The sequence below is a fragment of the Campylobacter sp. CFSAN093233 genome (assembly GCF_011068165.1).
GTDB lineage: Bacteria > Campylobacterota > Campylobacteria > Campylobacterales > Campylobacteraceae > Campylobacter_D > Campylobacter_D jejuni.
This window is the reverse complement of record NZ_JAAMWY010000008.1, coordinates 39,545-51,401: the sequence shown is the minus strand read 5'-3', so window position 1 is coordinate 51,401 and position 11,857 is coordinate 39,545. Positions and strand designations below refer to the sequence as shown.

The 11,857-nt window shown below is 27.7% G+C and carries 17 protein-coding genes and 2 pseudogenes; 8 read left to right on the top strand and 11 right to left on the bottom strand.

The features are described 5' to 3' along the window. Positions 1-5: 5 nt before the first annotated feature. From FBF15_RS07515 to FBF15_RS07505, 3 genes are read left to right on the top strand one after another with little or no spacing between them, the layout of a single operon-like run. Positions 6-1,052 (top strand): DHH family phosphoesterase, encoded by a 1,047-nt coding sequence (locus FBF15_RS07515; protein WP_002859543.1) that lies wholly within the window; start codon positions 6-8, stop codon positions 1,050-1,052. Then, positions 1,036-1,278, top strand: coding sequence for a hypothetical protein (locus FBF15_RS07510; RefSeq protein ID WP_002852415.1), 243 nt, complete (start codon positions 1,036-1,038; stop codon positions 1,276-1,278). Before FBF15_RS07515 ends, FBF15_RS07510 begins: the two co-directional genes overlap by 17 nt. Beyond that, positions 1,275-1,907, top strand: coding sequence for a hypothetical protein (locus FBF15_RS07505; protein ID WP_002852437.1), 633 nt, complete (start codon positions 1,275-1,277; stop codon positions 1,905-1,907). The genes FBF15_RS07510 and FBF15_RS07505 overlap by 4 nt, the downstream gene beginning before the upstream one ends. On the opposite strand, the pseudogene FBF15_RS07500 reads toward FBF15_RS07505, so the two are convergent. After that, positions 1,885-2,035, bottom strand: a pseudogene (locus tag FBF15_RS07500) (hypothetical protein). The gene FBF15_RS07505 and the pseudogene FBF15_RS07500 overlap by 23 nt on opposite strands. Positions 2,036-2,242: 207 nt before the next feature. Here FBF15_RS07500 and FBF15_RS09735 point away from each other — a divergent pair. Then, positions 2,243-2,704, top strand: a complete 462-nt coding sequence (locus tag FBF15_RS09735) for a cytochrome C (protein WP_242633119.1) — start codon at positions 2,243-2,245, stop codon at positions 2,702-2,704. A 149-nt stretch (positions 2,705-2,853) separates the two neighbouring features. After that, positions 2,854-3,231, top strand: coding sequence for a c-type cytochrome (locus FBF15_RS09730; RefSeq protein WP_002868140.1), 378 nt, complete (start codon positions 2,854-2,856; stop codon positions 3,229-3,231). A 34-nt stretch (positions 3,232-3,265) separates the two neighbouring features. On the opposite strand, the gene FBF15_RS07480 is transcribed toward FBF15_RS09730, so the two are convergent. The 9 genes from FBF15_RS07480 to FBF15_RS07465 all read right to left on the bottom strand — a co-directional run bounded on the left by FBF15_RS07480 (position 3,266) and on the right by FBF15_RS07465 (position 6,922). After that, complete coding sequence (locus tag FBF15_RS07480; protein ID WP_002867467.1) at positions 3,266-3,907, bottom strand: thiol:disulfide interchange protein DsbA/DsbL; 642 nt, start codon at positions 3,905-3,907, stop codon at positions 3,266-3,268. 83 nt (positions 3,908-3,990) lie between these two features. Further along, positions 3,991-4,161: a hypothetical protein gene (locus FBF15_RS09725; RefSeq protein ID WP_020246986.1), complete on the bottom strand. Its 171-nt coding sequence runs from the start codon at positions 4,159-4,161 to the stop codon at positions 3,991-3,993. Beyond that, entirely contained in the window at positions 4,134-4,268 is a 135-nt protein-coding gene (locus tag FBF15_RS09925) for a hypothetical protein (protein WP_257406546.1), read from the bottom strand. Before FBF15_RS09925 ends, FBF15_RS09725 begins: the two co-directional genes overlap by 28 nt. Beyond that, the gene (locus tag FBF15_RS09720; RefSeq protein WP_198508586.1) at positions 4,256-4,621 is read right to left on the bottom strand and encodes an aryl-sulfate sulfotransferase; all 366 of its coding nucleotides are present in this window, start codon (positions 4,619-4,621) and stop codon (positions 4,256-4,258) included. Before FBF15_RS09720 ends, FBF15_RS09925 begins: the two co-directional genes overlap by 13 nt. A 10-nt stretch (positions 4,622-4,631) precedes the next feature. Beyond that, entirely contained in the window at positions 4,632-4,784 is a 153-nt protein-coding gene (locus FBF15_RS09920; RefSeq protein ID WP_002864840.1) for a hypothetical protein, read from the bottom strand. 227 nt (positions 4,785-5,011) lie between these two features. After that, the gene (locus FBF15_RS09915) at positions 5,012-5,143 is read right to left on the bottom strand and encodes a hypothetical protein (RefSeq protein ID WP_002852428.1); all 132 of its coding nucleotides are present in this window, start codon (positions 5,141-5,143) and stop codon (positions 5,012-5,014) included. Between the two features lie 47 nt (positions 5,144-5,190). After that, on the bottom strand, positions 5,191-5,427 hold the full coding sequence (locus FBF15_RS09715) for an aryl-sulfate sulfotransferase N-terminal domain-containing protein (RefSeq protein ID WP_032596526.1): 237 nt from the start codon (positions 5,425-5,427) through the stop codon (positions 5,191-5,193). A gap of 35 nt (positions 5,428-5,462) precedes the next feature. After that, on the bottom strand, positions 5,463-6,263 hold the full coding sequence (dsbI, locus tag FBF15_RS07470) for a protein-disulfide oxidoreductase DsbI (protein ID WP_002867468.1): 801 nt from the start codon (positions 6,261-6,263) through the stop codon (positions 5,463-5,465). After that, positions 6,260-6,922 (bottom strand): thiol:disulfide interchange protein DsbA/DsbL, encoded by a 663-nt coding sequence (locus FBF15_RS07465; RefSeq protein WP_052773682.1) that lies wholly within the window; start codon positions 6,920-6,922, stop codon positions 6,260-6,262. The genes dsbI and FBF15_RS07465 overlap by 4 nt, the downstream gene beginning before the upstream one ends. Before the next feature lie 627 nt (positions 6,923-7,549). Between FBF15_RS07465 and FBF15_RS07460 the strand changes: the two genes are divergently transcribed. Genes FBF15_RS07460 through FBF15_RS07450 form a run of 3 tightly spaced genes read left to right on the top strand, consistent with a single transcriptional unit; the run spans position 7,550 to position 10,951 of the window. Continuing rightward, positions 7,550-8,614, top strand: a complete 1,065-nt coding sequence (locus tag FBF15_RS07460) for a tyrosine-type recombinase/integrase (RefSeq protein ID WP_002860519.1) — start codon at positions 7,550-7,552, stop codon at positions 8,612-8,614. Further along, complete coding sequence (locus FBF15_RS07455; RefSeq protein WP_032592108.1) at positions 8,604-10,388, top strand: bifunctional anthranilate synthase component I family protein/aminotransferase class IV; 1,785 nt, start codon at positions 8,604-8,606, stop codon at positions 10,386-10,388. Before FBF15_RS07460 ends, FBF15_RS07455 begins: the two co-directional genes overlap by 11 nt. Further along, a complete protein-coding gene (locus tag FBF15_RS07450) occupies positions 10,385-10,951 on the top strand; it encodes an aminodeoxychorismate/anthranilate synthase component II (protein ID WP_032592110.1) in 567 nt (188 codons plus the stop codon). Before FBF15_RS07455 ends, FBF15_RS07450 begins: the two co-directional genes overlap by 4 nt. Here FBF15_RS07450 and FBF15_RS07445 read toward each other — a convergent pair. Next, positions 10,938-11,811 (bottom strand): annotated as a pseudogene (locus FBF15_RS07445) (DMT family transporter). The gene FBF15_RS07450 and the pseudogene FBF15_RS07445 sit on opposite strands and share 14 nt — an antisense overlap. Positions 11,812-11,857: the final 46 nt, after the last annotated feature.

Sequence of the window (11,857 nt, the reverse complement as noted above, 5' to 3'; positions counted from 1 at the left end):
ATATAATGAAAATTTATCATCTTTCACATACAGATCTTGATGGCTATGCTTGTCAATTTATAGTAAATTTTTATTTTAAAAATGTGAAATTTTATAATTCTAATTATGGCAAAGAAATTAATGAAAATTTTAACTCTATTATAGGCGATATAGAAAAAGATGAAAATTTCGGAAAAGCTATTATTCTAATAACAGATTTAAATTTAAATTTAAATCAATGCGAAGAATTTGAAAAAATTTGCAAAGAGAAAAATACTAAAATTTTTCTTCTTGATCATCATCAAAGTGGCGAAGAATGTGCTCAAAAATATTCTTGGTATTTACTTGATTCTAAAAGATGTGCAACTAAAATCGTTTATGATTTTTTCTCTAAAATCTGTACTCCTGTTTTAGAACTTTCAAAATTTGTTGATGTGGTTAATGCTGTTGATATTTGGCTAAGCGAGGATGAAAATTTTGAACTTGGAAAGGTTTTTTTAGGCTTGATTGCCAATGCAAAAGAAATAAATCGTGTAATGTTTAAAGAATCTCAAATTGATTATATGTTTTTCTTGCTTGATAAGGCTTGGAAATTTATAGGAAAAGAAAATGCAAATATTTTACTCGATAATGCTACTCATTTTATAAAAAAGGATTATTTTGCCAGAAAAAATGATGATACTCTTTCTAATTTAATTTCTTATTTTGTAGTTGAAAAACTAAGTGAGCTAAAAGAAAATTTCAGCATAGAATATGAAGGCCATAAAGGCATCTTAACTTCAAATATAGGCAATACTTCTGTTATTGGAAATGATTTTTTAGTAAAAAATCCTGATTATGACTTTTTTATTGATGTTAGTTCTAGAAAAACCTTAAGTTTTCGTGCAAATGGAAAAATAGATGTAAGTTTAATGGCTAAAAATTTAGTAGGTGGTGGCGGACATAAAAATGCTAGTGGTGGACTTTTTGCGACATTTAAAGATGGAGCAAATTATAATTATATTAAGGCTCAAATTATTGATTTAATTAAAAGCAAAGAACTTAAAAAGGAAAACAATGAATCAAAACAATAATAAAACCTTAAAAAATGAATTAGAAGATTTACAATATGAGCTTAGCATAGTTTTAGAAGCTATGCTTTTATACGCTGGAGTTAAAAGAGAAAAATTAGAAAATGCAATAGAAGCTTATATTGATAATATAGATAATGTACTCGAAAATTCCAACAAAGAAGGGGTTGATGAAATTTTAGAAGTGGTGGAATTTCTAAAAAATAAATACAAAGATTTTTTTCAATGAAAAAGTGTATTTTAATTTTTTTTAGTTTATATTCTTTAAGTTTTGCTAATATTTATGAAAAATTAAATGATTTTGCTTATGAAAAAAAACCGAATAAAGATTTTAAGATTCAAGAAGTTAAATTAGTGCAATTTTCACAAGAGAATAAAGATTGCCTTGAACTTTTAATAGAAGCCAGTCAAGTTAGAATTTTAAATAGCTATAATTCTTGTCAAAAATTATCTAAAGATGAAAGTTTTCAAAAATTTCTTAATGAAGATTTTTTAAAACTTTATAAAAATAATGGATATTTGATTAATGAAAATTTACAAAATTTGAAAAATACCATGCAGGATATTATGATATATTATAAACTCCGATATTCTTTTAGTAAAGATGTAAAAGATATGAGTAAAAATAAGAATTTGGATATTTTAAATATAGATGAAAAAGATGGTGGCACTTTACTTTATAAAATCAACAATCAAGCTTGTGTTGGAATAGAACTTACAAGACATGACTCAAGAATGGCTATGAAAATATACGGGATAGAAAATTTGGATAAAGAGTGCAAACTATTTATCCAATCACCTTCTTTTAAAGATCTTTCCTACACAAAAAAGGATTTTAAGTGGTATTATTTAGAATAAATAAATGCTTTAATTTTTAAATAAAAATTTTTAAAAACCACACTTAAAGTAAAAGTATCTTGCCTTCCAAGATTTTGAAAAACGCAGTTGTCTAAGTCTTTTTTTTCTTGAATGCTTAAATTTTTCATTAACCTAACCTTTAAAAATATTGCAAGATTTTATTATAGCGAAAAAACTTTATTTTTGCTTTAAATATATAAGTTCTATTTTAAATATAAACGAATATTATTTTAAGGTTTAAAGTTTTTTTCTTAAAATGTAATTAGGTTTTATTGACTTTTTCTAAATAAAGTCTTATACCGAATTTAAATTACGCAAAATAAGGAGGGAAATTGATGAATAAATTTTCTATAGTTTTAACTTTGTTGTTATGTGGAAGTTGTGCTTTAGCCTTAGATCCAAATTTGGAAAAAACTAAGAGTGCAACAGGTATTGATCTGCCTACTGCCAAATGGAATTTACCTAAGGAATTAAATGAAGATGGCACTATAGATGAAACTAAAATGCCAAAAAATTCAGAATATAGCAAAATGGTTATTTTGGGAAATAAAATTCTTAATGAAACAAGCAAATATGTGGGTCCACAAGCCAAAGATCCTAAAAAAAGATTTGCGGGAAATAATCTTTCTTGTTCAAGCTGTCATGCTAATGGTGGAAGTGTGCAAAATCAATCGGGTTTTGTAGGAATTTGGGCAAGATTTCCACAATATAATGCAAGAGGAGATAAAGTAATTACCTTAGCAGATAGGATCAATGGCTGTTTTGAACGCTCTATGAATGGCAAAAGAATGCCTTAGTGATACACCTGAAATGAAAGCCATGCTAACTTATATGCAATGGTTATCTCAAGGAGTTCCAGTAGGAGCTAAGATAGAAGGATAGGGACTTAAGAAGATAGATTTCATCTTAAGAGCAGCTGATCCTAAAAAAAGGTAAGGCAATTTATATGGATAAATGTGCCGTTTGTCATCAAGAAAATGGCTTAGGGCTTAAAAATGAGGATAGCACAGGGGCGTATTATCTTTATCCACCACTTTGGGGTGATGATAGTTATAATACAGGAGCTGGAATGTATCGTCTTATCAAAGCTGCTTCTTATATTAAAGAAAATATGCCTCAAGGTGCGCCTGACTTAAGTCTTGAAGATGCTTATGATGTAGCAGCTTACATGAATTCACAAGCTCGTCCTATTAAAGCAAATAGAAATAAAGACTTTCCAGATAGAAAGGTTAAGCCTTTAGATATGGATGTAGGACCTTATGATGATAGCTTTTCTACAACCCAACATCGCTATGGACCTTATACAAATATGATCAAAAAATAATTTTTAAGGCAATTTTTATTGCCTTAAAAATTTATTATTTCATATTACTTAATTTTTTAACTAGATCTTCTAAATCTTGCATCGAATTGATTGCACTTGGGTTAATTTGATATTTTCCATTAACAACAAAAGCAGGGGTGCCATAGGTTTTAGCTATATCATTAGCTCTTTGAAACTCGCTTAAAATTTCTTTAGCTTTTGGGGTATTTAAAAAATTTAATACTTCATTTTTATTTACATTCATAGCCTTTAAACCTATGTCGTAAAATTCATTTAAATTTGAAAAATTTCTTTGCTTGTTTAAAAAATAAGAAACAAAATAAACATCAGCAAGTTTATAAGATAAACTATCAGAATAACTCGCGTCTTTACCATTTTGCTCATCTTTGTATTGAGCAAAGGCAAAAAGCTCATTCATTTCTTTGGAAAATTCCCCATTCATTAAACTTACAGGATAGAGTTTAAAATGTAAATTTGGAAAAGCTTCTCTCAGTTTTTCAAGGGTTCCAAATTTATGATGATTATAACAATGTATACATTTATAAGAAAATGCTTCTATTACACTATTTTCAGAGCTAGGTAAACTTGGATTAAGAGTAATAAAACTATTATTTGCTAATGCAAAACTTGAACAAAATACAAGCGTTAAAACAAATTTGCAAAAAAATTTACGCATATTATATCCTTGGTTAAATAAAATTTTCAAAGATAATTTTATTTAAAAAAAATAAATAAACCCAAAAATAAATTTGGGCTTATTTATTTTTTAGGATTGAATGCTTGATCAACACTAAAAGGCATTGCTTGATAACCCGTGCCTGAACCGCTGAATTGAATTTGAACCGAAGGCTCCTTAGCGCCCCAGTTAAATTCATCAATTTTAGGTTTTGGTTCTCCAAGACTTACACCTTTACTAAGATTAAAAGCCATTCCAGCGTTGCACTATAAACCATAATAGAATCTTTATCTGGTTCATATTGAGTTAAAGAAGTTACAGGATAAAACCATTCATTGCCATTTTTATCTACAGGTTGCAATAAATATTTTTGAAATTCTTTATTCCACCCTTTATATGCGCCCAATTCCTACCTATACCTGCTATATCTCCAAATTTGTCGCTTTCATCCATTTTGGCAAGCTCTTCATCGCTTAAAGTTTTACCCACTTTACTTGCATCTATATTTAAACACACTGCACTTTGATCTAAAGTTTTGATAATAGTACTTCTATAAGGATCTAAAATCTTATACAATCTCCAATCATCAACAACATTACCATCCTCATCTACTTCTATAATAGTATCACACACTGTGCGTACATGCTTACTATCTTGGACGCAAAGTATTTGTTGAAGAAATAATGCCCATTTTTTGCATATTGTCCATAGCATGAGAAAAAATCTATATAGACAGCAGGTAATTTGCGATTGAAAATTTCTCTTCCCAGACATCGTATTTTACATATCTTTGACCAAATCCCCAAGTTAAAGCTCCATCTTTGTTTTGACGAAAACTTATCATAATTCCACGATTGTAAATATTACCCCAGTTCATTAGTTTATTGTTATCATAATACCATCTGATTTCACCCTTGGTATCTTATAATAAAGACATTTGAATTTTCATCCCATTCCATAGCACCACCTACAAGATTATTCCATACAGATTATGAGTCTTTGCCAGATTATTTTCCAGGAGCATTATTTACTAAATATAGCCTATCTGAAAATTTTGGATCCATTTTTAATACTTTCACATTTTCAAAAAGAGTTCCTCTTTGATCAGTGCCTTCCGCTTGGTTCTATGCTAGCCCATGGAGTTGTAATTTTATAAATCTCATCAATGACTTTTTGACTTTTACCATTTGCGGTTTTAGTATAACTTACCTTTACTATAAGAAGGATAAAGTCCAAAAATAGGAATTCCACCATACGTCTTAGCCATTTTAGAATTCACATTATTAAGAAATAGTTTGACCATTTGATTTTTTTATATCGCTTAAGACATAACCATTATTCATGATAATAGCGGTCAAAGGAGACAATCCATAAGGATTCATTTTAATCATACCCATTTGTCCTTGAATTTGCCAATCTATTTTCACTCCACTAGGACCACCCATGGCCATTAAAGCATTAGGTGCAAGTAGGGTAGAACCCGCCAAAATTGCCATGCAAAGAGTTTTGCTAAGTCTCATGATCAATCCTTTAAAATTATTTAAGACATCCTATTTTAAGAGTATCTTAAAACGACTTGATTTAAACTAGCTATATTTTGATTCGGATTTTTTGATTCGCCTATAAATTTAAGCACCAAAACCAAAGCAACAATCACCAATGCAAAAATTTTAGCATTAGGTTTATTTTTATCTAAAACATAGGCTATAAACATTGCAAAAAGCACGACAAAACAACATAAAAATGCTATAAGACAGCAAATTGCCATATTCATAAACTTTAAACTAGGAATCAAATACCAACCATTACTATAAAGCCCATTTTCAAAATCAGGTGGAGTTCCTATAAAAAATTTTTGAAAAGCATTAAGATGATTATAAGCATTTTCTGGAACTACAGGGGTATCCATCCCGCATTCTCCTGTTGGCAAAAACCAACTAGGAGCCCATTTATACAAAGGTAAATTAAATGGATAAATAGGAATTTCACGACATCCATCTACGCCTGCAAAAGGATTTTCAGAATGAACCACTTCATGGATATGATTTAAAGTTAGACAATGCTCCAAGCCAAGCCAAATTCCATAAAAAGCTAAGCTATAAGAAAAAATTTTTATAATATTATTTGCAGGGTTGATTAATGCAATCATACCACCTATAGCCATAACAAGCATATCAAATCTTATATACACACATTGTTCACAAGGTTTCATAAAAAGATATTCTTGAAATAAAAAATGTGCTATACAAGTAAGTCCTATAGTAACTATAATCAAAATCAACCAAGGTTTGCGCGTATCTTGCCATTTGGAAAGTGAAAAATTTCTGCAATTATCTTTCATTTTTATATAACTCATTTTTGCTTGCTAAGTTCTTTAGTAATTTCAATCAAAGCCTCTGGAGAGTTGATTGCACTTGGAACGATTTGATATTTTCCATTAACAACAAAAGCAGGGGTGCCATAATTTTGCGAAATAGGATTGGCAATTTCATAACTTTTTAAAAGCTCTGCAGTCTCTGGAGTTTTTAAGAAATTTTCAAAATCAGCTTTACTTACATTCATTGCTTTTAAACCGACACTATAAAAAGCTTCAGGATTTTTACCATTTTCCCATCTTTGTTTTTTCTTAAAATATGCATTAAAATAAGCTTCAGCAACTTTATGAGTTAAGCTATTTTTATCCGTAGGATCAATTTTATTTACACCATCCTTAAATGTCGCAAAAGCAAAAATTTCATTAGCTTGCCTTCCATAATCTCCCATAGAACTTACAGGATAAAATTTATAAGTTAAATTAGGTAATTTTTCTTTAACTTTACCCATGGTATTAAATTTGTGATGATCATAACAATGAGTACAGTGATAAGAAAAAATTTCAATCAATGAATTATCAGCGTTAGCAATAGGATTTTTAAGAATTACATATTCTTTACCTTCACTTAATGCGCTAGCACTTATACCTGCTAAAAAAGCACATACAACAATAGATCTTGCTAATTTTACTGGAAATTTCATTACCCTCTCCTTGAAATTTGGTTTTGATAAAACTTTTTATTAAGTTTTTATGTAATAACTATTATAAAACTATTAAAATAAAAATATTCTTAAAAAATTTTATAACTAAGAATATTTACTTTAACTAAAAATCAAGAATAGGGGATTAAAAAATTTAATGCACAAGTTATCATTTTTATGTATATTTTGATAATAATATAAAATAATTTAATTTTTAAATATTCTTTATAGTTTTCAAGAAAAGTAAAATATAATTTTAATTTACGAAATAAAATTATCAATTTTTTACATTATATTTTATGGATAAGTTTATTTCACTCAAAAGGTAAAATCATAAAAGTATGTAAAAATAGTAGTTTAATCTATATCAAAGTAGAATAATCTAGGTGTATATAAAAAAGTTTGAAAATTAAAGTTTTCAATATAAAATTATAAATTTTATATATTTTTACCTTTTATCATATCTTTTTATGATTGATATAAGATTTATTTAATAAAAATATTTCAATCTTTTTGCCTTGCATATAAAAACAAACTTTTTCCTAAAAAAGCTTTTTTTTACTAAGTTAATACTAAAATACCTTTTCTAGTTAAAAAGCTAAAATTTTAGATTTAGGAAAAGTTTTTATGAAATACCCTTTAGATTGTGAAGAAAATTTTGAAAAATCATTCTTATTTTGGTTAGCAAAATATGTAAAATTTAAACTCAACTCACTATCTAACAAAGAGTTAAAAAATCCACAAGCTTTAGCAGAAGTTAATTTTGCTCTTACAAAAGGTGTAAAAAATATTGATGAACTTGACGCTCTAGCAAAAAAAGCAAGAAATGCTGGTTTAAGTGGAGTTAATACTTATTTTAATCCTTTAAAAAAAGTATTTGAATATTTAAATTTTTATAAGCTTTACTCTTTAAAACAGATTGATGAAGAACTCATTGTAGAAGTTTTAGCAAGTATAACAGGTGCTTTATCAGATGCAAGCAAAAAAAATTACCGTATTGCTGTGATTAATTTTTTTGATTTTTTAGACAAGCAAAATGAAGAAGATGAAAAAGCACATATTTTCGATATCAATCTTAAAAACTGGGCAGGTATAGCAGGTTCTAAAGGGGTAAAATTACCTGAATTTATGAGTGAAGAAGAGCTTAAAAAATTTCTTGATGCTATTGAAAATGCAGATTTTAAAAACAATACCATACGCAATAAACTTATTATTAAAATCATCATTTTTACAGGCATACGGGTAAGTGAAGCTATCAATATCAAAATGGGTGATATTAGCGAAGAAAACGATCTTTATATCATAAGAATAAGAGCTAAAGGCAATAAATATCGTGTTGTAATGATAAAAAAAGAACTTATTTACGATTTGCTTAAAAATGTAAGTATTAATTATATGAGTAAAGACGCCCTACTTTTTGTCAATAAAAAAGGCACTCCACTGACTCAATCTTATGTTAGTCGCATAGTAGAACAGCTTTTATTTCGTGCAGGAATTCGCAAACAAAAAAATGGTGCTCATATGTTGCGTCATACTTTTGCCACCCTGCTTTATAAAAAGCAAAAAGATTTAGTTTTAGTTCAAGAAGCTTTAGGGCATGCAAGTTTAAATACCTCAAGAATTTACACTCATTTTGATAATGATAAATTAAAACTTGCCGCACAGGTTGCAAAGGAATTAAGTGACTCTTGAAAACTATGCTATTTTTGGTAAATATTTTTACCATGATTTAAAACACACTTTAAAAGCCTTTAACCACAAAGAAAGTAAAAAATGCTTTAAATTTATAGAAAAATATAAAAATGATTTTTATATTTTAATGCTTACTGATTATGAACTATATAGATATTTTCAAGATAAAAATTTCACAAGCAAAAAGGCTTATTTGTCTGTATTTGCTTTTAAAAAAAGAAAAAAATTTCAAAAAGAAGATATCGATGAAGAAAAATTTATTCCTGAATTTATAAATTTTTTAGATCAAGATAATTACAAAGAAAATTTCATCAAGGTTAAAGAGGCAATCTCCAAAGGAAGAGTTTATCAAATCAACCTTACTCAAAATTTTAAATTTCATAGCAAAATGGATTCTTTTGAACTTTTTAAACTTTTGCTTTCTAGACAAGATACTGAATTTAAAGCTTTTATAAAAGATGAAACAAGAGAAATTTTATCCTTTTCTCCTGAACTTTTCTTCAAAACCAAAAAAAGAAAAATATTTACAAAACCTATGAAAGGCACAATTAAGCGTGATAAAGATCCTATAAAAGATGAAGAAAATAAAATTTTCTTGCAAAATGATACAAAAAATCTGAGTGAAAATGTTATGATTTGTGATCTTTTACGCAACGATCTTTCAAAAATCATCACAAAAAAAAGCTTAAAAACAAAACTTTTTGAAATTCAAAGTCACCCTACTTTACATCAAATGACTTCAAGCGTACAAGGAAAACTTAAAAAAAATATTTCTTTATATCAAATTTTTAAAGCTCTCTTTCCTTGTGGTTCTATTACAGGTGCTCCAAAGCTTGAAAGTATTAAATTTATTGAAGAATTAGAACAAAGAGATCGTGGTATTTACTGCGGAACTATAGGTTTAATACACAAAAATAAAAATAAATTTAGCGTAGCCATACGCACCTTAGAAAAACAAGATGAAATTTATACTTATAGCACCGGTAGTGGCTTGGTTTGGGACTCAAAATTCAAAGATGAATTCGAAGAATTAAAACTTAAAAGCGCGATCTTAAATCCTTGTGATTTTCATCTTTTTGAAACCATGTATTTTAAAAATTCTCAAATTTTATTTTTAAAAGAACATTTATTAAGGCTTATAAATTCAGCTCTTAAATTTAATTTTAATACTCACAAGCTCTTTAAAGATTTTTATAATGTTTTAAATCAAAAAAGTTCTTATAAAGAATATCAAAATTTTACACTTTTTAAACTCGATGAAAAAATTTTCCACAAAAAACACTCTTTATTTTATAATTTTCCCCTACCCTTTAAAAATCCACATAAAGAAGGAATTTTAAAGCTTATTTTATACAAAGACGGAAGATACGAATTTCAACAAAGTGCCTTAAAGCAAAATTCAAACGATATTTTGCTTTTAAGTGATGATAAAATTAACTCAAAAAGTGACAATCTCTATCACAAAAGCTCTTTGCGTACTTTTTATAATCAACACTCATACAAATGGCAGCAAAACTTGTGTTATGACATAGCTTTTTTTAACGAAAAAGATGAACTTTGCGAAGGCTCAAGAACCAATCTCATCTTAGAAAAAAACTCTCAATTTTATACTCCACAAATTCAAAGCGGTATGTTAAATGGAGTATATAGAAATTTCTTAATCAATCTTGGTTTGATAAAAGAAAAAGCATTATTTAAACAAGATTTATTTGAAGCAGAAAATATTTATTGTATTAATTCCGTGCGTGGTTTAAAAAAGGTAAAATTACAATGAAGAAAATTTTATTTATAGATAATTATGATTCTTTTAGTTATACCATCATCTATTATCTTAAAGAACTTGGTTTTGAATGTAAAGTGATAAAAAATGATGCCTTTAAAAAAGCTAAAGAATTAGAAAAATTTGATTTCACTCATCTTATCATCTCTCCTGGCCCTCATTCTCCTAAGGAATCTAAATTAAGCTTAAAAGCAATCAAATATTTTAAAAAAAATAAAAAAATTTTAGGTATATGTTTAGGACATCAGTGTATAGCTGAAATTTTTGGCGGTAGGGTTTCTAAAATGCAAAATCCCATGCATGGTAAAATTTCTAAACTTTATTTTAAAAAAGATCCTATTTTTAAGGGTATTAAAAAAGAAATTGAAATTTGCTTATATCATTCTTTACACATTAGTTCCATGTCTGAAAAATGCAAAATTTTAGCTCATAATTCAGAAAATATTATTATGGCAATTAAACATAAAAAATATCCTATTTATGGATTGCAATTTCACCCCGAAGCGGTTTTAACTCAAAAAGGCAAAAAAATACTTAAAAACTTTATGAAACTTTAGTCTTTTTTGCATTTAAAATAACACTCAATATAATCAAAACAAAAGCAAAAATATCAAGCAAGCTATAACGGGTTTTTAAAAATAAAAAACTCATCAAAGCAGCTGCTACAGGCTCTATAGAGGCAATCATACTAGCCCTTAGAGCACCTATATATTCCACTCCTTTTAAATACAAACAAAAAGCCCCTATAGTTCCGATAAAGACAATCCCGCCCATAGAAAAAAATGCTTTTAAGTTAAAAGCATAGTGAATTAAACCCTTATCAAATTGCAAGATTAATAAAAATACAAAAGAAGCAAAAAGACTCGCCCAGCCCATTATCCAAAAAAGACCATATTTTAATATCACTTCTCTAGCACTTAAAGAATAAAAAGCAACTCCAAAAGCTCCTATAACAGCCCAAAAAATACCCCAATAATTTAAAACCACCGCTTCAATATCTCCTTTAGTTGCAAGCAAAAACAAAGCAAAAATAATCAAAATCAAAGCAAAAATTTCTATCAATTTAGGAAATTTTTTATTTTTAAAGCACAAATAAAGCATTATAATCAAAGGTGCACAATATTGTATCATTGTTGCAGTTCCAGCATCGGTATAATAAATAGCCTTAAAATAACCAAATTGTGTTAGCAAAAGCCCAAAAAATCCAAACATACAAATACTTAAGCTTTCTTTTAAATTTGTAAAAACTAAAATCTTTTGAGCTTTAAAACTTAAAAAAATCAAAATCAACCCTGTAGATAAAAGCCTATAAAAACAAACCCAATCTACGCTATAATTATTTTTAAAAAGGTATTCAGCTAAAACACCGCTAATAGCCCAAAAAAATACCTCCCAAAAGAACTAAAAATACGCCCATTGCAAACCTTAATAAAAATTATTTTAAATTATAGTATATTTTTTTA